The sequence below is a fragment of the Rheinheimera sp. B2H12 genome (assembly GCF_059620065.1).
Genome location: NZ_CM184363.1, coordinates 2,341,558 through 2,367,551, shown reverse-complemented (window position 1 = coordinate 2,367,551; position 25,994 = coordinate 2,341,558). Strand labels below are relative to the sequence as shown.

Annotated in this window: 5 protein-coding genes; all 5 read right to left on the bottom strand. The window is 45.4% G+C overall.

Annotated elements, in window-relative coordinates; genetic code table 11:
- Nucleotides 1–41: 41 nt before the first annotated feature.
- Genes AC53GJ_RS10245 through AC53GJ_RS10225 form a run of 5 tightly spaced genes read right to left on the bottom strand, consistent with a single transcriptional unit; the run spans nucleotide 42 to nucleotide 25,115 of the window.
- A complete protein-coding gene (locus AC53GJ_RS10245) occupies nucleotides 42–6,662 on the bottom strand; it encodes an amino acid adenylation domain-containing protein (RefSeq protein WP_496732578.1) in 6,621 nt (2,206 codons plus the stop codon).
- On the bottom strand, nucleotides 6,659–14,482 hold the full coding sequence (locus tag AC53GJ_RS10240; RefSeq protein ID WP_496732577.1) for an amino acid adenylation domain-containing protein: 7,824 nt from the start codon (nucleotides 14,480–14,482) through the stop codon (nucleotides 6,659–6,661). Before AC53GJ_RS10240 ends, AC53GJ_RS10245 begins: the two co-directional genes overlap by 4 nt.
- Nucleotides 14,479–20,925 (bottom strand): amino acid adenylation domain-containing protein, encoded by a 6,447-nt coding sequence (locus AC53GJ_RS10235; protein ID WP_496732782.1) that lies wholly within the window; start codon nucleotides 20,923–20,925, stop codon nucleotides 14,479–14,481. Before AC53GJ_RS10235 ends, AC53GJ_RS10240 begins: the two co-directional genes overlap by 4 nt.
- A gap of 24 nt (nucleotides 20,926–20,949) precedes the next feature.
- Nucleotides 20,950–22,647 (bottom strand): cyclic peptide export ABC transporter, encoded by a 1,698-nt coding sequence (locus AC53GJ_RS10230; protein ID WP_496732576.1) that lies wholly within the window; start codon nucleotides 22,645–22,647, stop codon nucleotides 20,950–20,952.
- Nucleotides 22,644–25,115, bottom strand: coding sequence for a penicillin acylase family protein (locus AC53GJ_RS10225; RefSeq protein WP_496732575.1), 2,472 nt, complete (start codon nucleotides 25,113–25,115; stop codon nucleotides 22,644–22,646). The genes AC53GJ_RS10230 and AC53GJ_RS10225 overlap by 4 nt, the downstream gene beginning before the upstream one ends.
- Nucleotides 25,116–25,994 lie beyond the last annotated feature (879 nt).

Below are 25,994 nucleotides of genomic sequence, written 5' to 3'. Positions count from 1 at the left end.
CAATCCCTTAATTTTTATTTTTCACTCTAGGAAGAACCTTGTTAAAACTCTTCGGCCAGATATTTTTCTTGAGTTTCATGCTGCTCAGTTGAATACAGATACAGATCAATCAAATTAGCCTGCTCAGCAATTGTGTCATTGATAAATAGTTCTCTGAATGGATAATCAATGACCATCTTTTTCTGGATCAGTGTCTTCAAACGGATCACCAACAACGAATGCCCGCCCAGCGCAAAGAAATTATCATGCCTCCCCACCTGCGCTACACCCAGCAGCTGTTGCCAAATCTCCGCCAACTGTAACTCTGTTGTTGTCTTTGGCGCTTCGTACTCCGCATGCATCTGACTCACATCCGCTGCCGGTAACGCTTTGCGGTCTATCTTGCCATTCGCGCTTAACACAAACTTATCTACCGCTATCAACAACGTCGGTACCAAATGGCCTGGTAATGCTTTGCTCAGTTGCTCTCGCAATTGCACCGCATCTAACTCTGCCCCCTGATAATACCCCACCAATATCTGATGACCCTGACTGTCACGGTGTGCCGTCACCAGTGCCACCTCTGCACCACAACTTTGCAGCGCAGCTTCTATCTCTCCCGCTTCTATCCGGTAACCTCGGATTTTTAGCTGAAAGTCATTGCGACCCAGGTAGTCCAGCTCACCATCTGCCCGATATCGCACCACATCTCCGGTCCGGTATAACCGCTCTCCCGCCACAAATGGACTGGCAATAAACCGCTCTGCTGTTAATTCCGACCGGTTCAGATACCCTCGCGCTACGCCCGCACCGCCTATATACAACTCTCCAGAAACGCCCAATGGCGCCCGCTGCAATTGCCCGTTTAGCACATACAGCTGAGTATTACTAATCGCATATCCAATAGGGACCGCGGCCTGTTTAAGGGCCAAACTTAACAGTGAGTCACTACGCACTGTACAACCCACTACCGTTTCGGTTGGGCCATATTCATTAAATAGCTGTGCCTGCGGAAAATACTGCTCCAGCCACCGCAATGCCGTTGCTGTATGCAACTGCTCTCCGCCCACAACAAAGTGATGCGCCTGAGCCGATGGCACCGACAGGCACCCCATCAGACCATCCAGATGCGCTGGCGTCAGTTTCCACACCATCGCATGCTCTGCCTTCATCAGGAGCGCAGCCAACTCCTCCAGCTCATGACCTGCCTGAAGCAGACAGTATCCCCCCACCAACCAAGGCCCATATAAGCTGGTGACAGTGGCATCAAATGATAATGGCGTACTGACCACTGCATCCGACAGTTCACTGAAGTATCTTGCCTTGATGTCCGTCAGGTAATTCAGCACCCCCCTATGTTCTACCACCACCCCCTTCGGCTGACCAGTTGAACCTGAGGTGTAAATCACATAGGCCCCATCACGACTGCTACCCAGCAGTTGCGGGTTATCCTCTGCCTGTGTTTGAATTTCCAGTCTGTTCACATCCAGCAATACCGTGGCCACTGCGCTTAGCGCCGCAACACCATCATCATCACACAACACCACACCCAACCCAGCATCCGTACAGATGTACCCCAGTCGCTCCGCCGGATACGAAGGGTCCAGTGGCACATAAGCACCACCCGCCTTCAGCACCCCCAACACCGACACCACCAGCGCTATACTGCGCTGCTGACAAATACCAACCAGTGTCTCTGCTGTCACCCCGTATTCACTACGCAGATAATGCGCCAGTTGATTCGCCTGTCTGTTCAGTTCGCTATAGCTCAGTTGTGCATCCCCACACACCAGCGCCACTGCATCCGGCGTCTTCGCTACCTGCGCTTCAAACAACTGATGAATACATAAGGCGTCCGGGTAATCCACCGCCGTCTCATTCCAGCTGTCTAACTGCGCCACTTCCTCAGCATCCAGCAGCGCCAGTTTATGCACCGACTGTGTTGGTGCCTGTAAGGCTTCGCTCACCAGCCGGTTAAAGTGACCTGCCATCCGCGCTATAGTCGACACCTCAAACAGGTCGCTGTTGTAGTTCCAGCTCAGCATCAGCTCACCGTCCACCTCAACCGCTCTTAGTGTTAAATCGTACTTCGCACTTGCGCCTTCATCCGCCACCGGCTTCAGCGTCAGCCCCGGTAACACCAGTTCACTCTGCTCGTTGTTCTGCAACACCAGCATCACCTGAAACAGCGGACTGTGACTCAGACTGCGCTCCACCTGCAGCACTTCCACCAACTTCTCAAACGGCACCTGCTGATGGGCATAAGCCCCAAGACAGGTCTCACGGCTCTGCCGTATCAAGTCCACCAACCCCGCTTGTGCCGACACATCGCTTCTGAGCACCAGGGTATTGACAAAAAATCCTATCAGTCCCGCCACTTCCGCTTGCTCGCGGTTCGCCACCGGACTGCCCACTACGATATCTGTCTCATTGCTGTACCTTGACAACAACGCGCTAAAGACCGCATGCAACCCCATAAACAAGGTCGCTCCTTCTTTTTGGCACAACTGCTTCAGCTTCTGCGCCTGCTTTACATCCAGTTGACTCTCTACTGTGCCTCCGGCAAAACTCTGTTGCTTCGGCCTCGCCTTATCCTGCGGTAAACTATGCAGCACCGGCAACCCCGCCAGTTGCTCACGCCAGTAACTCAACTGTCTCTCCAGCACCTCGCCCTGCAAATAATCCCGCTGCCACAGCGCATAATCGCCATACTGCACCGTTAACTCTGCCAGCTCCGGCTCTACACCCGCCACGCCTGCACGGTACAGCTCACTAAACTCTTTCACCAGCACTCCCATCGACCAACCGTCCGAGGCAATGTGATGCATATTCGCAACCAGTACATACTCCTGCGCCGCAACTTTTATCAGCAGCACACGCAGCATCAAATCACGACTTAAATCAAACGGCTGTCCCAGCACTGATGCTACCCGAGCTCGCACCGCCGACACCTGAGCGGCTCCTTCCTGCGCCTGCACATTCTCCACTCTCAGTTCTATCTGCACATCCGCATGCACCACCTGATACGGCTCACCCTCCGCATCTTTATCAAAGGTCGTGCGCAGCACTTCGTGCCGCTCTACTATCTGCTGCAACGCTTGCTGCGCCACTGCCACATCCAACTCACCTCTCAGCTCCAGCACCACCGGCATATGGTAATGAGGACTGCCTCCCTCTATCTGGTCCAGCAACCACAACCGCTGCTGGGCAAACGACAGCGGCAATGGGCCTTCATGCTTGACTGCCACTATCGCCGGAATGGAATCGCCTTCACCCGCCTGCTCAATCAGTCTGGCCTGCGCCATCAGTTCGCTGTGACTGAACAGGTCACGTAGGGACACCACAACCTCCAGTTGCTGCCGGATTTGACTGGCCAACCGGGTTGCCAACAACGAATGCCCGCCCAGCGCAAAGAAATTATCATGCCTCCCCACCTGCGCTACACCCAGCAGCTGTTGCCAAATCTCCGCCAACTGTAACTCTGTTGTTGTCTTTGGCGCTTCGTACTCCGCATGCATCTGACTCACATCCGCTGCCGGTAACGCTTTTTTATCTATTTTGCCGTTACTGGTCAGCGGCCACGCTTCTAAGACCACAAAAGCGGACGGTATCATATAGTCCGGCAACTGCTGCTGCAGACTGGTTCTGACCGCTTTCACTACCTCCGCTGTTGAGCCTTCAGCCAGCAGACTACTTTCGGTCAGACTGAGATAGGCCACCAGTCTTTTGTCACCCGATGCATCCGGCCGGGCGATAACCAACTGGCCTGATACGCCTTCACAGCGCGATAACTGCTGCTCTATCTCACCCAGCTCAATACGGTAACCGCGGATTTTCACTTGTTCATCTGCCCGCCCGATATACGACAGCTGGCCGCTAGCCGTATACCTAACTAAATCACCGGTTTTATACAGTCGGGCCCCGTTCAAATCGCTGAAAGGATGTGGGATGAAGCTTTGTGCCGTTAGTTCTTGCTGATTTAAATAGCCGCGCGCCAAACCTGCCCCGCCAATATATAGCTCTCCAACACAACCAAAAGGCACCAGTTGTCGCTGCTGGCTGAGAATCATCCCCTCGGTATTGGGCATCATCACACCAATCACTGGTGCTTCGCCTATGATCTTTGCCCAGCAACTATCGACCGTGCATTCAGTCGGACCATAAACGTTGTAGGCAAGGCGCCCTTGTTGTTGCTGATAACACAACAAGGCCCGCCATAACGATGGACTGATAGCTTCACCACCAATCAATAAGTCAACTCCGAGCTCAGGCGCCACCAAATCACCAGTTGCTTGATAACTCCAGAGCTCCAACAATGCCGGGCTACAGTCTAGGACGCCAATTTGATGCTGCTGAATTTGTTGTTTCAGTTGCTGCACATCATGCTTTTGTGTTTCAGTGATCACAATCAGGGTTTGCCCCAATAGCATTTGGGTAAGGCCTTGCACTGAAGCATCAAACGCAAATGAAGCAATCCAACCCCAACTGCCTGTTGCTCCTCCCAGCCCCAGACTGCGGATACTGTAAGCTAAGTTTGCGACCGCAGAGTGAGGTACCATGACCCCCTTTGGTTTCCCGGTGGAGCCTGAGGTGTAAATAACATACATCAGACTGTCGGTCGCTTGCCCGCAGTCAAAACGCAGATTTTCACTGCTGTATGAGTGCAAATCTGCTAAATCTAACACCAGCAACCGGGCTGACACTGAAGCAAAACGTGCACTCAGGCAGGACTCTGTCAATAGAAACTGCACCCCTGTGTCTTCCAGCATGTATTCAAGTCGTTGCGCCGGAGACTCAGGATCGAGTGGTACATAAGCTGCGCCAGTTTTCAGCACAGCCAGAATGCTTACCACCATCAGTGATGAACGGGTTAAAGCGATCCCTACCAGAGAGCCCGCAACCACCCCCTGAGCTCGCAAATAATGAGCCAGTTGATTGGCCCGTTCATTCAACCCGGCAAAACTGTATTGCTCTGCCCCACAGATTAAAGCCAATTTTTCGGGTGTGACCAACACTTGGGCTTCAAACAACTCATGCATGAGATCACCTTGCGGATGTTCTGTGCTAGTGTTGTTGAGTTCATGCTGTAAAAAATGGATTTCCTGTGCCGACAGCATTGCTAATTCCGCCGTTGTTGTGAAATGCAGCACAGGAACCTTTGACAACGAAGTAAAGAGACGCAGACAATGCTCGTTTAGCTGAGCAATATAATCTTCACTGAACAGCCCGGTATCGTAAGTCCATTCTAATTCCAGCATTGAATTCCGGAAAACAAATGCAATGTTCAAATCAAATTTTGTGCTCACAACATCCTGCGGCCATCGTGTGAAAGTGAGATTATCCAACTTAATGTCGTGGTTGTCACCTTGCAAACCATAGTCTGTATTCATTGTTAGCATAATTTGAAACAAGGGCGTGTGAGTATTGCTCCGTGGTACTTTTAACCGTTCAACCAATTGTTCAAAAGGAACATCCTGATGACTCTGCGCATCCAGATGCACTTGCCGGACGTGAGCCAGATAAAGTGCAAGGTCATTTTCACCGGTATCCACCCGCAGCACTAAAGTGTTCACAAAAAAACCAAGTAAAGACTCCAGTTCAAGCTGACGACGGTTTGCAACCGGAGTTCCCAGTACTATATCCTGACTATTGCTATGCCGGGCCAGTACCAGAGCAAGACCGGCATGCAGCAACATGAATGCAGTCATCTGATGCGATCTGGCAACTGCGGTCAGTTGTTCCACAATCTCGGCTGATAGCTGGCCCCGTAATACTGCACCTTGCCGTAAAGGTTCTTCCGGTCTGGGCTGGCTCAGTGTCAATCCATGCACAGTTGGCAGATCTGCCAGTTGCTTTTGCCAGTACCTCAGTTGGGTTTCCAGCACATCCCCCTGCAACCACTGACGCTGCCAATGGGCATAATCAGCATACTGCACTGTCAGATCAGGTAATATTACCGGCTGTGATATTATCAATGCCTGATAAATGCTGATAAATTCTTTGAGCAGCACCTGCACAGACCAACCGTCTGAAGCGATGTGATGCATACTCAGCGCCAGAACTGCAGTTGCCATAGCCCCTTCGCCATTATCCTGATGCTTTAATTGAATCATGCTGGCACGCAGCATTAAATCTTTATCAAGTGCAAAGGGCAGCACTCTGTCAGCATGCAGCAGCTCTGTCAGACGTGTTAACTGTAACTCTGCGGAGAATTGCGTCAGATCATGTCGGGTTAAAGCAAAATTATGCTGTTTCTGAATACATTGAACGATGTTGCAACCCGAATTTAGGTACACAGTTCTCAGGATCTGATGCCGATCAGTGATCAAACGAAAACTTTGCTCAACCAGATCAACATCCAGGTATCCCTGAATGGTCAGCACAGACTGCATATTATACTCTGTACTGCCCGGATTCAGCTGATTAATGAACCATAACCGCTGTTGAGCATAAGACAACGGTACTTCGCCTTGCTCAACATACTGTGGGATGATTTTTGGTATCGTTTCTTTTAATTTGAACAATGTCTCAAGATAGTGCTTAAGCTCTGCTTTTCTTTCCACCAACTCCGCTTTGAGAGTGTCAGAAACAGACTTAGGTAAAGCCAGTTTTACTTCGCCATCAACCAGATTTATTTTAGCTCCGGTTTCTTTCAAGCGACCGAACAACTGCTCAATACTCATAACTGAAAATCCTCAAAAGTTTCATCTTCGGCCATCTCATCTGAACTGCGTAACCAATCATAATTTTCGATATGGTCAGCCAAAGATTTAATCGTCTTGCGTTCAAAAATGTCTTTGATACTAAACTCAATATTAAATGTATCCTGCAACATGGTTAATAACCGGATGGCTAATAACGAGTGTCCGCCCAGATCAAAAAAATCGGCCTGGATACTAATATCCGCATCAGCCTTATGGAGTAGACTGGTCCAGATAGCTACCAGTTTTTGTTCAGTTTCTGTGGTTGCAGCAACGTAGGCACCAGTAGCCCCACCCACTGGCACCGGCAGAAGTTTCCGGTCTATTTTGCCATTCAGCATCAAAGGCCACTCAGTTAGAGTAACTATTGCAGCAGGTATCATATGTGCAGGCAAAGTCTCCCTGAGTTGCAACCTGATTTCACTCAGTTGCTTCGCTTCATCAACTGATGCCCCCTCCTGCTCAGCCAGATTCAGCTCTCCAGCTTTGCAAATCACATAAGCAATGATACGAGGCTGTTCCGGATCGTCTTTGTTTGCCACAACCAGATAACTTTGCACGGCACTGCATTGAGATAACTGATATTCAATCTCACCTAGTTCAATTCTGAAACCCCGGATTTTGAGCTGTTCATCAGCACGGCCTAAAAACTGTAACTGACCATCAGGTAAATAACGAACCAGATCTCCGGTATTGTACATCCGCACTGGGGCTCCTTCTTTTAACGAGCACCAGATAAAATTCTTTGCAGTTAATTCGGGCTGACCAATATAACCGCTGGCAACACCAGCCCCCGCGATATGCAGACAACCGATAGCGCCATAGGGTAACAATTGCTGCGAAGGGGACAACACATAAAGCTGAACATTGGGTAACGGTCGTCCAATCGGAATATTATGCCAGTCCGTTGTTGCACTGAATGTATGAACACAACAGCCGATCGTCGTTTCGGTTGGGCCGAAATGATTAAATACTCTGACATTTTTTGCCAGTAACAGTTTAATTTTTTCAGCCACATCAGCTGTGATTCTTTCACCGCCCAACACTAACCAGCGGGCGTTAAATTGCCAGTCTAAACTCTGTAACGGAAATAACGCTGAAAAATGTGACGGCGTTAACTTTAATAAATCAAGCTGATGCTGCTGCATGTAACGTGCAAAGAGTTCACTGTTGGTGATTTGCTCTTCCAACATCAGATGTAAGGTTCCCTGACAGGCAAGGCCTAAGTAAATCGAGGTATTTCCCAAATCAGTCGTAATGCTGCTCAGCACGCCGTAGCTTAATTGTTCAACCACTTCAAAGCGTTGCTGAACACCTAGCACATAATTGGTCAGATTTGAGTGTGTTACCGCCACACCTTTGGGCTGACCTGTCGATCCGGAGGTATAAATTACATAAGCTGATTCAGCTGGTTCCGATGACTGTATATTGTGTTTCGCTGACCCCGCGATTAAAGCAGCCACATCAGGCTCATCCAGCGCAAACCAGCGACACACAGTTGCAGGCAGCTTTAGTGCCAGTTCAGCAGTTGTCAGCACCAGAGTTAAGGCTGAATTTTCAGCCATGTAGCTAAGACGCGAAACTGGGGCTGCCGGGTCCATAGGTACATAGGCTGCACCAGCCTTTAAAACAGCTAAAATAGCTACAATCATCGTGACCGAACGGTCAAGATAAATACCAATCCGGTCATTACTTTCAACACCACTGGCCCGCAATAAATGAGCTAACTGATTGGCTCTTTCATTTAATTGCTGATACCGCAGAGACTCTGTGCCAGCAATGACTGCTATTTGTTCCGGTACTTTTAACGTTTGTTGCTCAAACAATTGATGCACTGGATACTGGATCGGCCATACAACTTTGGTGGCATTGAGTTCTTCCAGTAAGTGAGTTTCCTCGGCAGGCAGTATCATCGGCAAACTATTCAATTTGATTGATGCTGCATCTGAACGTGATGGATTCAAATCTGCCATAGCATTTAATAACGTCGTTAAATGTTGGTTCAATCGGCTAATATGCGCTCGCTCAAATATCGCACAGTCATACACCCAGTCCAGTTCAACGCCGTCGTCGGTGACATCAATCCGGATATCCAAATCAAACTTCGCGGTAATATGTTGACTGTTGAGGGATTTGACAATAACACCCGGCAACCGGACATCTGAGTCAGTCGTTGTATCTTGTAATCCATAATCCATATCGGTGTTAAGGACTATCTGAAAAAGCGGCGTGTATGACATTGTTCTGGGAACATTCAGATGTTCCACCAACTTCTCAAAAGGCACATCCTGATGTGTCTGTGCATCGAGGTGAATTTGACGTACATGCTGAAAATACCCGGCTAAGGTATCAAATTCGGTATTCAGTCGTAAAACCAAAGTATTGACGAAAAATCCAATCAGCGATTCCAACTGACTCTCAACCCGGTTAGCAACCGGAACGCCGATAACTATGTCATGGCTGTTACTGTGTTTCGATAACACTAGAGACAATGCAGCGTGAACCAGCATAAAAGGCGTCAGCCTGAATTCTTTGGCGACCTTTTGCAGCTGTTTTGACACTGCTGCTGACAAGGTGTCAGTGATTCTTTCACCCAGCCGTTGTTTGATTACAGGTCTTGGCCGATCTAACGGCACACTGTGTAACGGTGGAGCATCCTGTAGATGAGCGATCCAGTAGCCAAGCTGCTTATCCAGCTCACCACCTGATAACCATTGTCGCTGCCAGTGGGCATAATCTGCGTATTGAATATTCAATTCTGCCAGTGGGTCTTCAGACAATCCCATTGCAATTCTGTAGTAAGTGACAAACTCTCTGAGCAATACCTGCATTGACCAGCCATCAGATGCGATGTGGTGGATGTTGAATAGCAATACACCTTTTACCGGCTGATTTTTGTCAGTATCTTGCTGAAGTGCAATGTAACTGGCACGAACCATCAAATCTTCACTGAGATCAAAGGGGCGTTGTGCATCTTCGTTTAACAATTGCATCAGAACATTTTGTTGCTCTTTTTCACTGAGGTGGGAAATATTCAGTGAAGTCAGTTTGAAATCGACCTCAGGATATATCTTTTGCACTGTACCAAGCGGTGAGCCCTGATAGACAGTACGCAACACTTCATGCCGCCGGACAATCTGGTTGATAGCTTGCTCAGCCGCTTCCGGAGAAAAGTGTCCTTCCACCTCAAATGCAAGCGATTTATTATACTCGGAGCTTTGGCCATTTAACTGATCAATAAACCAGATCCGTTGCTGTGCGAAAGACGCTAACATGACACTGTCACGTGGCATTCTTGCCAGAACAGGCCGGACTAATTGCCTCCCTTCTTCTGCTAAAGCTGAAGCCAGAGCTCCCAGTGTCTGGCTATTGACTACGGTCCTTAATGGCAAGGTAACCTGTAATTCTTTATTAATTTTTGAAATTAACCGGATGGCCAGCAGAGAATTGCCTCCTAGTTGGAAAAAGTTATCCGACAGACTGACCTGCTTTATACCGAACAAATCTTCCCAGATAGTCGCAAGTGCGACTTCCATGTCAGTTTCTGGCGCTATGAACTTTTGTGCTGACGACATCAGCTCAACTACCGGCAACGCTTTTCTATCAATTTTTCCATTTGGAGTTAATGGCCACTCTGTCAACATCATCAAAGCCGACGGCACCATATAATCGAGCAATTGTTGCCGGCAATACTGCAGTAACTGTTGCGGATCGATCCGAGGCTGCTGTGCTAGTTGTTTAAGACGCAGGATGTGTTCCAATCCGGCTGTTGCCTGACTGACATCCATCCAGTCAATTAGGCAGGCTATTTCATTCACTCCGGCCTGTATTACGGCATCCACTATAGGTAATACACTTTCAGGCGTGCCTATTAGCGATACAGTGTTCACATAGCGCTCGAAAGCAATAGCGGCGATACTTTCCATATCGACACTAGCAGTTTCAGTGCCAGCAATTTCCAAGCTATCCAGGATTGGTTTTAATAAACCAATATGACCGAGCATGTATTTAATAAAGGGGCCCCTGGCTTCGGCAACAGCAGATCCGATATCCGCAGCTAAATAGGTATGGATCATCAGCGTAACCTGTCCCTGAGCCGGATCAAAACCATGCTGGGCTAATGAAGTACGGTACAATGCAATATTTCTGGCCAGATCATCAAATGTCTGACCAATCAGGTGAGTTAACAGGTTGACTCCCTGTCGCCCTGCTTCAATAAAACTTTCGGGATTACCTGCCACCGTCAGCCAGAGCGGCAGCCGGGCCTGCACTGGTTTCGGGAAAATTGTCAGTTCCACATCCTGACCCAGCCCGTCCTTACGGGTGATGCTCTGGCCAGACCATAACTGTTTCAGTTCAGTGATGCCTTGTTTAAGCTTTTCTTTCCGATGCTGATAATTCTCTGGTTGTAAGGCAAAGTCGCGACTGTGCCAGCCCGGTGCCAGCGCCAGGCCAACCCTTCCATGTGACAGATTGTCCACCATTGACCACTCTTCAGCGACCCTGACAGGGTCATGCAGTGGCAGCACCACACTGCCGGAACGCAATTTGATTTGTCTGGTAATAGTTGCCAGCGCAGCGTTCAGCACTGAAGGATTTGGATACAAGCTGCCGATCCGATCAAAATGCCGTTCCGGAGTCCAGATCGCTTCAAAATCATGACTGTCAGCAAACCGTGCTGAGTCCAGATACAGCTTATATTTGTCCTGCTGGTCATAACTGTCGCCGCCAAAATAGAACAGGCTAAAGTTGATTTGACTCGAAGCGGCAATCTGTAATGCCATGGCAGGTTCTGTGCTGACATCTGGTGCTGGGATCACATAACCAATCAGCCTGGATTCTTCATCCTCGGTGTTCTGCGCCAGCACTACTGCTTCTTTCACTTGCGGATGAGACGCTAAAATAGCTTCAACTTCCCCCAGCTCAATCCTGTAACCGCGGATTTTTACCTGCTGGTCCACTCGGCCGAAGCACTCCATTCTGTGATCTGGCAGCCAACGAACCAAATCCCCTGTTCTATATAAATACTGACTACTATGCTGCTCTGACGCTTGGTAATAGGGGTTTGCAATAAACTGGCGGCTGGTAAGCTCAGGTCGGTTTAAATAACCGGCAGTTACGCCAGCGCCCCCAATCAGCAACTCTCCCACCGCACCAAAGGGAACCAGTTCCTGCTGCGCAGACATTACATAAAACTGCGTGTTGTGGATAGGACGGCCAATACAGATCTTTTCATCGTCCGCTTTTATCTGTTGCAGACTGGACCAGACTGTTGTTTCCGTTGGGCCATACATATTCCATAGAGAAATCATCGGCTGCACCAACAATTGCCTAGCCAAGGCGCGACTCAGCGCTTCACCGCCACATAATACTTTGAGTGGGCGTAATGTTTGCCAGCCACTGTCCAGCAACATTTTCCAGGTCGCAGGCGTCGCTTGCATCACACTGACCGGATGATGCGCCATTAAATCTTTCAGATGTTCCGGATCCCGCATGGCCGATGTTGGTGCCAGCAATAAAACTGCACCTGTAACCAAAGGCAGAAATAATTCCAGTACATGAATATCAAAAGAGGTTGACGTAACGGCCAACAAGCAATCATCTGCCGTCATACTTGGTTGTTCACTCATACTCAGTAAAAAATTCACCACAGATGAATGAGGTACCTGTACGCCTTTCGGCTGACCGGTAGAACCAGAAGTATAAATTACATAACACAAAGCCAGATGGGGCCGAAGCACTGTGGTTGGCTCAATATTTTCAGCGGAATATCGGGACAGGAGTTCTGACAGCTCATCATAATAAAGCCGTTGCAGTTGATTCTGCTGCAAAGCGGGCAACAAATCACGCTGACAAATCATCATCTGCAACTGTGAATCCTGCAGCATGTAATTTAACCGCTGTAACGGATAGTCAGGATCAAAAGGTATATACGCAGCCCCGGTTTTTAAGATAGCTAAAATCACCACCATCATGTCACTGCTACGATGTAAACAAACACCTACAAAAGATCCGACTGTGACTCCTGCAGATTGTAAATAACGAGCAAACTGGTTGGCTCTGGTGTTCAGCTCTTGATAACTCAGTTGTTCACCGGCAAAAATTAAAGCCGTCTGCCCTGGGGAGCGCAAACATTGCCGCTCAAACAACTGATGCAGGTGTAAATCTGCAGAATAATCCCGGGTAGTTGCATTAAGTTGCTGTACCAAAAACTTAGTTTCGACGGCCGACAGCATAGGTAAATCAGCCAGCCGCAGTGAAGAGAGCGCTGAGGGGTCCAGTGCACTCAGATTATCCAGCAAGCGACAGAAATGTTCGTTCAGTTGCTTAACGCGTTCTGGCAGAAACAAGCCACTATTATAAATCCAGTCTGATGTTATCCCGCTGGCTGAAATATTCACTGTAATTTCAAGATCAAACTTAGTAACAATATATTCAGATGGTTCAGGTGACAATCGTACTTTGTCCAAAGTAAGGCTTTGTGCAAGAGCATCGCCTGCAATTTCAAACTCGGTATTGGTGCTCAGAAATATCTGAAATAGTGGACTGTGTGTATGAGAACGCGGAATATTCAGTCGTTCAACTAATTTTTCAAACGGCACATCCTGATGACTTTGTGCTGCCAGATGCACTTGTCTGACATGCGCAAAATATTCAGCTAAAGTGCTCTGAGCTGTATCCAGCCTCAATACTAAGGTATTCACAAAAAAACCAATCAGGGGTTCCAGTTCAAGCTGGATCCGATTTGCCACCGGAGTGCCGACGACAATATCACAGCTGTTACTGTGGCGAGCGAATACCTGCGCTAAGGCTCCATGTATTAACATAAACGGAGTCAGTTGCAATGACTTTGCCAGCAATTGTAATTGTCGCGCTTTGGTCGCAGATAATTGGCTCTGTACCCGGCCTCCACGCGCTAGCGTTGATTCTGTTCTGTCAAAATCAAGAGGCAGACTATGTACTTCCGGCACATTAGACAGCTGGGTCTGCCAGTAGTTGAGTTGCTTTTCAAGCACATCTCCCTGCAACCAAGATCTTTGCCACAAGGCATAATCTGCATATTGGATCCCGACTGGCGGTAAAAGAGCCGTGGTCTGAGTTGTTAAAGCTTGGTATAACAGGGTAAATTCATGGACTAAATTCTTCAGAGACCAGCCATCAGAAGCAATATGATGAATATTAAATAGCAAGACCCCTTGCTGAAAGGCCGCAGTGGGTTCTGTTGCCAACAGAATGAAACTAACTCTGATCATCAGATCCTGACTTAAATCAAAAGATTGATTCACATCTTCTTCAATCAGCAATTGCAATTGCTGTTGTTTCTCCTCTTCTGCAGCAGAAGTTAAATCATATCGTTGAATGCTAAAGTCGAAATGTTGCCGAACCCGTTGTAATGCACCGTCATCTGCAGCTAAATAGACTGTCCGTAATATTTCGTGCCTTTGAATAATCTGGCTAATGGCCTGCTCCGCATTGCTGACGTCAAATTCGCCATCCACCCGGAAAGCTGCGGGCATGTTATATTCAGCACTACCTTGATTTAGCCTGTCCAACAACCACAAACGTTGTTGCGAGAATGAAAGTTCAACACTTTCTATCGTGTTATCTCTCGGATGGATTTTCTTTTTATCTTGCGCCTTCAACCAATTGATAATTTCCGGTTTGCGCTGTTTTAACTGGGCAACCACTGACTCTGTTAAAGCCCCGCTCGCGGCATTAATCTTCAGTTTATCGCCTTGTTCTAAAGTAAAGCTGATGGACTGATGCACACACCAATCAATAAATGATTCTATATTATTCATATGACTAACTCTTCAACCTGTTCATCGGTGCGTGTTGTGACATCATGGAATCTGTGCTGAATATCACTTTGTCTGGCAATGCTGTCTATCCGATCCGCTAACTCTGAAATGTCCGAACATTCAAAAATTTGTGCGACCGCCAGTTCAACACCGCAAGCCTGGCGTATTTCGGCGATCAGTTTTACCGACAACAGAGAATGTCCTCCCAACTCAAAGAAATTTGCCGAAACACTGAGATTTTCCGGTGCGGTTTTAAGCAACCTAGCACAAATTTCAACCAGTACTTTTTCAGTTGGGGTGACGGGAGCCTGACAGATGCTTATGTCTGCCTGTGCAGACAACAAAGTTAATGCTTTTTTATCTGTCTTACCATTTGGGGTCAGCGGCCACTGAGCCACAAAAATAATATGTTTAGGCACCATATACTCAGGAAGTTCCTTAGATAGCGAGCGTTTTAGTGCTTTGATTTGAGCAGCTTCATCCCTATCAGACTGCAGGTCTGGCTCCGACAGTACATAGGCAACCAGTTGCTGATTCTGGCCTGTTTCACCACGAGCCAGCACTAAGGCTGAATCCACACCATCACACTGACGCAACTGATGCTCTATTTCTGCCAGCTCGATACGAAAACCACGAATTTTGACTTGGTCATCTATTCGACCAATATATTCTAAATTGCCATCCGCCTGATAACGCACCAAATCGCCGGTTTTGTACAGTACACTGTTGTCGTCTGCAAGCCGGTCATCTACATAAGGATTGGGTAAAAACCGTTCCGCTGTTAGCTCTGGTTTATTAAAGTAACCTTGTGCCACCCCGGCCCCAGCCAGATATAGCTCTCCCACTGTTCCTATTGGTAATAACTCCAGTCCGGATGACAGCACATACGCCTGACTATTCGGTATCACCTTGCCTATTTCCGGCACCCGGTTTATCGGCGCCGTAAACACTTTTACTGTTGAATAGGTGGTATCTTCCGACGGGCCGTACAGGTTGTAAACCTTCTGACAAGACGTTTGCTGCAGCAGCTCGTTAACTATCGAAGCACTTAAAGGTTCACCAGCCAGATTCACTGTCTGTACTGTGGCCGGGATCGCTTTTTGCTCCAGCAATGCACTGATCGCCGACGGCACTGTGTTGATTAAACTAACCTCCACCTTGCGTTCCAGCAATTCAAGCGCATTAGCAACCAGCACACACTGGTAACCAAAAGACAAAGGCACAAATAATTCAAATACCGACAAATCAAAATTCAAAGACGTACTCGCCAGTACTTTGGCTAAGTCAGTGGCCTGATACTCCTGTCTTGCCCAGTACAACATGGCTATAGCATTACGATGTCTGATCGCGACCCCTTTTGGCTGGCCTGTTGAACCTGAAGTGTAAATAATATAAGCCAGATCTGCCGATGTGGCTGTCGGGACCTGGCTGTCAACAGTCAAAGCGTCAGCAAAATCCTGCTGACGCAATTGGTCCAGATACAAAATTTGTTCTGCTGCCAACTGGCTGTCGTCAAATAAGCCACTTTGACTCAACACTGTCCGGATCTGTGCATCGCCGATAATATAGTCCAGTCTGGAACGGGGATAATCAGGGTCAAGCGGCACATAAGTTGCCCCGGTTTTCAGAATAGCCAGCAGCCCGACAACCATCTCAACTGAGCGCCTGACACAAAGGCCTACCACAGAGCCAGCGCCTACATTATGCCGTGCCCTTAAATAGCCAGCTAACTGGCTGGCCCGTTGTTCTAGCTCGGCATAACTGAGGGTCTCACCACGAAATTCCAGTGCAGGCTGATGTGGAGTTAACTGTGCCTGTGTTTCAAACAGCTGATGCAATAAAGCATCTTGTGGATATTCCAGAGTGGTATTATTGAATGTCTCCAGCAGAGTTTTTGTTTCTTCAGCACAAAGCAGAGGTATTTCGCGGACGGTCACAGGAAGGTTTGTCTGCTGTGCAAGGCTGACTAAAACACGGCTCAAATCTGCATTTAAACGCTCAATATGAGTATCACTAAAAATACTTTGATCATAATTCCAGTGTAATAATACCCCGTCCTCACTGATCCTGATGTCTAAATCCAAATCAAATTTGACCATTTGCACAGCTACGGGAAGCAAGTGTAACTGCGCACCAGTTAAATTAAATACCGAATCCCGGCCAAAATCTGTGGTCGTAGTCAGCATGATCTGAAACAACGGGGTATATGATGCAGAGCGTTGAACCTGTAGCAACTCAACTAACAATTCAAGTGGGACACTCTGATAATTTTGTCCTGTCAGATTCACCTGCCTGACGTGAGCCAGATAATCGGCTAACTGGACATAAGCTGTGTTCAGTCTGAGAACCAAAGTATTTACAAATAAACCCACTAAAGGTTCTAGTTCACTGTTCAGACGATTTGCAACAGGTGTACCAATGACAATGTCATGATTATTACTATGACGAGATAGAACTAATGCCAGTGCAGCGTGCAGCAACATAAAAGGGGTAAGCTCATAATGGCGGGCCGTGTTCATCAGTCCAGCGGCAATATTTGCGTCTAATCGTCCTGAAACCTGCCTCCCTTGATGCTGTTTTACCGCAGGCCTGCACTGATCTTGCACCAGACTGTGCGTGAGTGGAAGTCCTGCAAGTTGTTCCCGCCAGTAATGCAACATTGGTTGTAGTTCATCACTTTGCAACCACTGCCTTTGCCAGCAAGCAAAATCCACATATTGGATCTCTGGTTCAGTGAGTCCGGGACATTCGTGAGCGATCAATGCGCAATACAATGTTGAAAACTCATTGATCAATATTTTCATGGACCAGCCATCCGAGGCTATATGATGCAAATTAAACTGTAAGATCCCCGTTGTGTCATTGTCATTAGCTATCACGTTCTGAAGCCGGAGATACCAGACCCGAATCATCAGGTCTGAACTTAAATCAAAAGGTTTTTGTGCATTATCAATCAATAACTGCTGCACTGCCTGTTGCTGTGCCGGGGCTGGTAAATGGCTTAAATCATGTTGCACGATCTGAAATTGCATGTCCTCATGAATAACTTGCCATAGTTCATTTTGTGCTTCCACATACGTAGTCCGCAAAATTTCATGTCGGCGCAGCATCTGCTTTAATGCCTCTTCAGCGACCCTGGAATCAAAGTGACCTTTGATCTCAAAAGCTACTGGCATGTTATATTCACTCTTTTCCGTACTGAGCTGATCAAGGAACCACATACCGCGCTGAGCAGAAGAAACCAGATGCCGACTCTCAGTACGACATATCCTCGCAATGCATGTTTTGGCTGCCACCCTAGGTTGCCCCGCAATCCAGGCCGATAATTTACGAATAGTAGAATGTTCAAAAACGGTATGAATCGATAGCTCGACTGCCAGTTTCTGCCGTATATCAGTGATTAAACGCACGGATAACAGAGAATGACCGCCCAGCTCAAAAAAACTCGCGGTTACACTTAATTTTTGCGGCGCAGTGTTCAGTAAGCGGCTCCAGATCTCAAGCACCTGAGTTTCAATCACAGATGCAGGTACTTCAAATTCATCGGCTGAAAACGACTCATCCGGGGCTGGTAAGGCTTTTTTATCAATCTTCCCATTGGCAGTTAATAGCCAATCCCTGACAAAGACGATCAATCCAGGAACCATGTAATCCGGTAATTTTTCCGCTAACAGCTCTTTTAGCTGAAAGCGCAGCTTCGACTGCGACACAACAGCCTCATGCGCGAGCGCTAATTTCACATAGGCAACCAGTTGCTGATTCTGGCCTGCTTCACCACGAGCCAGCACTAAGGCTGAATCCACACCATCACACTGACGCAACTGATGCTCTATTTCTGCCAGCTCGATACGAAAACCACGAATTTTGACTTGGTCATCTATTCGACCAATATATTCTAAATTGCCATCCGCCTGATAACGCACCAAATCGCCGGTTTTGTACAGTACACTGTTGTCGTCTGCAAGCCGGTCATCTACATAAGGATTGGGTAAAAACCGTTCCGCTGTTAGCTCTGGTTTATTAAAGTAACCTTGTGCCACCCCGGCCCCAGCCAGATATAGCTCTCCCACTGTTCCTATTGGTAATAACTCCAGTCCGGATGACAGCACATACGCCTGACTATTCGGTATCACCTTGCCTATTTCCGGCACCCGGTTTATCGGCGCCGTAAACACTTTTACTGTTGAATAGGTGGTATCTTCCGACGGGCCGTACAGGTTGTAAACCTTCTGACAAGACGTTTGCTGCAGCAGCTCGTTAACTATCGAAGCACTTAAAGGTTCACCAGCCAGATTCACTGTCTGTACTGTGGCCGGGATCGCTTTTTGCTCCAGCAATGCACTGATCGCCGACGGCACTGTGTTGATTAAACTAACCTCCACCTTGCGTTCCAGCAATTCAAGCGCATTAGCAACCAGCACACACTGGTAACCAAAAGACAAAGGCACAAATAATTCAAATACCGACAAATCAAAATTCAAAGACGTACTCGCCAGTACTTTGGCTAAGTCAGTGGCCTGATACTCCTGTCTTGCCCAGTACAACATGGCTATAGCATTACGATGTCTGATCGCGACCCCTTTTGGCTGGCCTGTTGAACCTGAAGTGTAAATAATATAAGCCAGATCTGCCGATGTGGCTGTCGGGACCTGGCTGTCAACAGTCAAAGCGTCAGCAAAATCCTGCTGACGCAATTGGTCCAGATACAAAATTTGTTCTGCTGCCAACTGGCTGTCGCCAAATAAGCCACTTTGACTCAACACTGTCCGGATCTGTGCATCGTCGATAATATAGTCCAGTCTGGAACGGGGATAATCAGGGTCAAGCGGCACATAAGTTGCCCCGGTTTTCAGAATAGCCAGCAGCCCGACAACCATCTCAACTGAGCGCCTGACACAAAGGCCTACCACAGAGCCAGCGCCTACATTATGCCGTGCCCTTAAATAGCCAGCTAACTGGCTGGCCCGTTGTTCTAGCTCGGCATAACTGAGGGTCTCACCACGAAATTCCAGTGCAGGCTGATGTGGAGTTAACTGTGCTTGTGTTTCAAACAGCTGATGCAATAAAGCATCTTGTGGATATTCAAGTACTGGCCCTTGTGACAACTGCTTGATCAACAGCACTTCTGAAGGTGGAACTATAGAAAAAGCAGATAACTGCCGAACAATATTTTGTGCAGCTTGTTCAAGCATCCAGGCTAACCGGCTAGCAACTGCATCAATATCATCAGATGATACATAGGCTAGGTTATGATCTAACTGGACTTCAACATCCTGGTTTTCACCATATTCCCAGATCGTCACCATCAGAGGAGTGGCTTCATGGTAGTGACTCAAGTACACCAGATCAGCGGCATCACCCTCAATATGTATCCTACTGTCCAGTTTTAAGTAATTAAAACCAAGATCATATAAACGTTTTCGTCCATGTCCATCTTGCAGCATCGGATACATATGGCCAATGGGAAAGCGCTGATGTCTGAAATTACGTTTCATCGAATGGGCCGCAGACTGACAAAAAACTGCTAAATTCTGGCTGACATCAATGTTAACTCTTAAAGGACTGACACTGGTGAAAACTCCCAACATGTCTTTATCCATTTTACTGAGTCTATTGTGAGCAGGCACGCCAATCATCAGTTCGTGCTGCCCGGTTTGTAATGCAAAGTAAGCAGACAGGACTGACAAATAAACCTGCGCAACAGTGACCTTTGCCTCTTCAGCCCTTAGCTTCAGTTGCTGATGGGTGGTTTGACTGACTTTAAATGTATGACGACAACTGGGGATAGCAACCGCCGACTGATAATTTTGCAGATACCTAGCCGGAAAAATCAAATCTGGAACTTGCTTCAATTCTGTTTGCCAATATTCAAGACTACTCTGATAGCGTTGACTTTCCAGATACTTCAAATCATTCTGTACGACTTCCTGCCAAGACAGATAACTATTTATATCCTCTCCGGCATTGTAATGACGAGCGAGTAAACTTGCCCAGTTTGAAAATCCCCAGCCATCCATAATTAAATGGTGCGAAAAACCCACATAGTAATGTTTATCCGATGATATTCTGATCATGTAAGCACGAAACATTTCGCTATCATTAATAGGGACAGGCGCCCCAAAAAGTGCTTTTAACCAGCTATCCGCAACAAGTTCTGGATTAGAGTGACTACTGAAGTCTAAAAGCTTTAGTTCAAGGTTTCTTTCATCACTGACATATTGAAGAAGTGTCTGCTGCCGTTCAATAATTCGCAGTCCAAAAACGTCATGCTCCAAGACGACGCGTTGATGAGCTTCTTGCAATTTGACAAAGTCGATCGTTTTAAACCTGATAATTCCACCAATGTTATAAAGTGGATTATTTTGGTTGCGAAGTTGATCAAAGTAAATATCACTCTGAGTCAGACTTAATGGAAATGCGTTTACTTTGTTATTTACTTGCATATACATATAACTCCGCTTGTATTTTTAAGCAATTTTTTTGGTAGATGTGTCATCGAACAAACTTTTAGTGTTTAACATCAGCATCCCTTGTTCCATTACAAGCATGTGATCTGCAAGTTCAAAGTAACTATCGTCATGACTAATAACAATTATTGCTTTATTTTTTAATTTTAGAGTAGGTAATATTTCATTGTAAAAAACAGCTTTAAACAATGGGTCTTGATCAGCTGCCCATTCATCAAAAAGGTAAACCTGTTTATCTTCAAGAAAAGCAACGAGTAAAGCTAAACGTTTTCGTTGCCCATCCGACAACGATGTCGTAGAAAACTGCCCATTGCAAATAGAAACCTTCTTATCCAAATGCAACATGACAAGATAATGCTGAATTTGTGTAGCAACATCGTCAGTCACTTCAATAAGCAACCGATCAAACAAGTAAAAATCAGTGTATATAGCACCAATAATTTGCCTATAACTTGAGAGCGAGCTATCTGACAAAACAACATCATCAAATAAAATATTTCCTGCGCTTGGCCTGTAATGCAACGTAAGAAGTTTACTCAATGTTGATTTACCGGAACCATTTGCTCCTACAATAAATGTAATTTCACCCTTTTTAATTTCTAAATTGAGCGGACCCACTTTGAAGCTACTGTCATCATTGACTCCAGGATATTGATATTCAACATGTTCAAACCGCAGAGTAGACCACTCCGCCACTGGGGAAATTTTTTGACTCACATCTTCGCTTGGAATTTCAGCGAGTAAATCGTTTAATTTCCGGTAGGATATAGAAGCGATTGTTACATCAGGTATGGAATTTAACAGCGCTGAAATTGGCCCTGTAACGTACAGCAATGCCATGACCACACCAATAAGTTCATGCTGCGCAACTGAATAGTAATTGATAAAAACAAAACACACCAATCCGATCACTAACAACCCTATAAGGTCACCAAAATTTTTTGTCGATTTAATTATTGTTTGAGATTTATTTTCGTTGAGAAGAATTAATTTTTCATTGTGGATCAACTCTAAATCAAAATACTTATTTCTCTTTAATGTATCCAGTTTTATCTCTTTGATTCCATAAATCAAACCGCGAATAGACTCCTGCAAGTCATCTCGAATATTTCTAGAGCGTTGCAAAAATATTTTACCAAATAACATAGGTACCTGATAAAAAAAAGTGCCTACAACAATAGCAACCATAACTAGCTTAAACACTGAGAAGTTTAAGTATGCCAAAAAACCCAGCATGCCTAACAAAGTGATACTATTTACAAGAATCACAGGAAGTGTCTTTGCTCCGCTAATAATTTTGGGTACATCAATATTGATTGATGAGATAAACTTTGATGAGCCAATTTGCTCCAATACTGACAACGGAGCCTGAGATATACGATAGTAAAATTCTGTTCTGATATCTTTTGCAACTTCATTAGCGAGACGTAGTAAAATTAGCTCTGATAATGTTCGCGTCAAAAAAATGAAAAAGCAAGTCACAAAAAACAATGCTGCTAATTTGTAATTATAAAATTCAAAAGTCAAAAAACTTACAACTGTAGCTTCCGTACTTTCGAAATTTGGGTCTTCAGGCTGAATACCAGACATTAACATAGGCATAATCCCGGAGAACAAAACCCCTGATAATGCACCTAAAGATAAAGATAAAAATAACTTATTTGATGATTTTTTTGTAAACGCGGCAAGAATGCTCATTCTAAAATCCCAGAATTATTTCTTATAGATTGAGGGGCAATACCAATAGTGCTAAGAACTTTCGGATCACGCGAAAAATGAAAATAATCAACGTCACTAAACCCATCTATCATATCGTCATAATGTGAGCTGTTGACATGACCAGATTGTCCAGTTGAGTTCATAAACAAGTGAATGTCATTTTCTGGTGAAAATTGCATTATTTGCCTGAAGCCCGCACCAAATTTCTGCTGATACCCCTCATCAGCACTAAACTCGCTACTTGCGACATTAATGGTATTGACTGCTCCACCATTAGAAATTTGTCTTTCAAATACATGTTTCAAAACTTTCATTTCACTAAACGGTGTATGTCCATAGACGGTATGTTGTACATTTCCCCATTGCCATTGCGAAATGTCTCCACCTGCAAATTTTGTCATTTCCTCCACCATATTTTTCAGCGAACTATCTAATACTGAAAGGCAACTTTCAATCAACAAGACGCTTTCAACGTCATCACACCAAACGGAGTTAGAATTGATTAAATCTGCAAGCTCATCTGCACTGACAAGTTCTTTAATAGATTGCAAGTGTTTTTGATGAGATTCTTTGCCCCAAAAACCAATTAGTTCATCATCAAATAATTCATTTTTCAAATGCCTCTGCCAAGAATAAAACAACGTAGCAGCAACGCTGCTAGTGGTTGCCATGCCATCCCAGCTATTTAATTGTGATATTATATACGCTTCATTTTCATTGTTAGGCCGGTATTTATTAAACTGTTTCAACAACAAATTAACTGAAACATCTAACACATCTGCTTGCATGCTTTTAATATCTTCAATAGACAAACCTCCTCTATCTCTGTCATTGATTAAACTTTCGATTCGGTTGTAACGATAAGGGGCGGCAAAACTACTAGATATATAGTATGGATAATTGTTATCTATATTTTTATTGTTCGCATTAATTATATAACCACTCTCTGGATTATATATCCTCGGCATCTTATTAAAATCAACGTAGCCAGACCATTTCCCGCCCTGTGCAGAGGAAAAAACAGGAAAGTTTCCAAAGCCCTTATCTCTGACCGGAATTCTACCAGCACCAACCATGCCAATATTATTTTTATCATCGACGTAGAACATATTGAGTACAGGTACAACTTGCTTCTCCAAGGCTTTGTTAAATTCTTCCCAGTTTTTCGCATAGCTAATCTGGTACATTGCGTCATAGCTGGTGTCTTCATCAAGCAAGGCGGTCCATTTTAACGCCAGTGCCTGCTCGAAACCTTGAATAACATCACTAATAATAGGTCCGTTAATAGAATTTCGGACCTGGATTTTAATATCCTTAGTTGGTGTTCTTATAATTGCAGGAAAATCAGATTTAACCTTTATCACTTCTACCCGATGTTCAAATTGTTTCCATTTTTCATCATGCCAATATTGACGCTGATTTTTTGGGTTAATCTGTTCAATATATAAATCTTGCACATCAGCCATCATATTTGTGCCACCCCAGGCAATGTGATTATTTTTTCCAAAAACAATAATGGGCAAACCAACAAGACTCATACCAGTTGCTGAAAGATGCTTTCCTTTCTGACTTACTGCATACCACAACGATGGAATTTGCAAACCTAAGTGTGGGTCATTGGCGAGCACAGACTTGCCAGTTTTGGTCAACTTCCCTGCGATCACCCAAGCATTACTACCGACATATTGCCCGCCGACTTTATATTTTTTTTCCAATTCGGTTTGTAATGAAAATAAATGTCCGAGTAGAGAATCCATTTTTTCAGCCGAAACTTCAGAATCTTTGAATTCAGAATTTTTCAGATACGGAAAAAAAACAGTAGCTTGTGTCGCAGATAGATATTTTGCAGCAGTTAACGCTTGGATCTCTTGTTTGAAATCCTGAGAAAGATTTAGGGCAAACATCTTAACCCAACTTAATGAATCCTCTACAGTCCAAGGCTCAGGTTGAATATCAAGAAGCTGAAACTCTATAGGTAATTGCCTGCCGCTTTTCATCCATGCATTAACACCTGCGGCATAAGCTGACAGTGATTTCAGTGCGTCTTTAGATAAATGTTTTTTACTTGCTTCAGCTGCTTGTCTTATCCCTAAAGTTCGCAGCCATATATCCTGATTGACAGCGCTTTTACCAAAAATTTCACTTAGCCTGCCTTGACTGAGCCGGCGTTGTAATTCCAACTGCCACAATCGATCCTGCGCATGAACAAACCCCATTGAAAAATAGACATCTTCATCATTTGATGCATTGATGTACACAACACCATTGATATCTCTTTGTATAGCCACATCCTCTTTTAAATTCTCAACAATGGTAACGCCATCATTTTGAGGTAGTGCATTTATGAAATAAAATTTATTGAGAACTATGATTGAAATCGCCGCAGGTAGAATAAAAAAAATTACTGCTCTAGATATCAATGGAAACTTTTTCAATAAGACTGACATTACACACTCGACCCCTTTAATTATTAATTTATGGTGCAATTTTATTAAATGCCCACGGGTAGTAATTAGCTGTAAATAAAAAATGTATATTAAACTGATTTCATACACAACATAATCAATCCATGATCGTTACACAGCTGAACTAGAACAATATGTGGAAATTGCATTTTTGTTTCAACAAAAATATAATCTTATGGAAATAAGCAAACGTTCTTTATGCCACTTTGTTATGGTTCAATGCTTTCGAATTGCGACCAATTTGTGAAGTAAATGCGACAAAACATCCTATAATCTTAACTATGTATGCAAGTACAAAGTGTTGGCTGAATATCCCTAGGGGATCGCAGACATTTTTTGAACGTAACTGGCATATTTAGTTTCGTGTTTACGTTAGCTAGAACGATTGCCAAACAACTTCAACAACAAACGAACACTCACGCTCTCGCCCTGTGAAAATCCCCAGCTTTGTGTTACAGAAATCCAATATACTGGCATCGTAAAACATACTCACCACAGCCTTCAGTGCCAGATTCACATTTTCAGGCCGAAGCAGAAAATTTTTATCTCACATGTGAGATCTACTGCAGCTGTCGCCAGATGTAAAATTGCAACAGTTTGAACTGCGAAGAGCATTTCTAAAAATACTTCCGTTATACAGAAACGCATTCCAGACAAACCTGCGTCAAAACGAAGGTACTTTTTGATAACATTATCCTAACCGAATCATATTTACAATTCAAACACATTAATATGTACAATTTTAGTAATGCGTATTTAGGTATCGCCTTGCGTCGCGCTTCGGGGTGAACAGGGCAGTCGTATAGGTATCCTCCTGCCATCTTTTTTTCGTTTTAGGTGCAGCCACATAACTGGAGTTTC

Excerpts from the sequence above, each read along its gene's own strand:
- AC53GJ_RS10245 (WP_496732578.1), bottom strand. The coding sequence starts at position 6,662 with ATGAGTATTGAGCAGTTGTTCGGTCGCTTGAAAGAAACCGGAGCTAAA.
- AC53GJ_RS10240 (WP_496732577.1), bottom strand. The coding sequence starts at position 14,482 with ATGAATAATATAGAATCATTTATTGATTGGTGTGTGCATCAGTCCATC.
- AC53GJ_RS10235 (WP_496732782.1), bottom strand. The coding sequence starts at position 20,925 with ATGCAAGTAAATAACAAAGTAAACGCATTTCCATTAAGTCTGACTCAG.
- AC53GJ_RS10230 (WP_496732576.1), bottom strand. The coding sequence starts at position 22,647 with ATGAGCATTCTTGCCGCGTTTACAAAAAAATCATCAAATAAGTTATTT.
- AC53GJ_RS10225 (WP_496732575.1), bottom strand. The coding sequence starts at position 25,115 with ATGTCAGTCTTATTGAAAAAGTTTCCATTGATATCTAGAGCAGTAATT.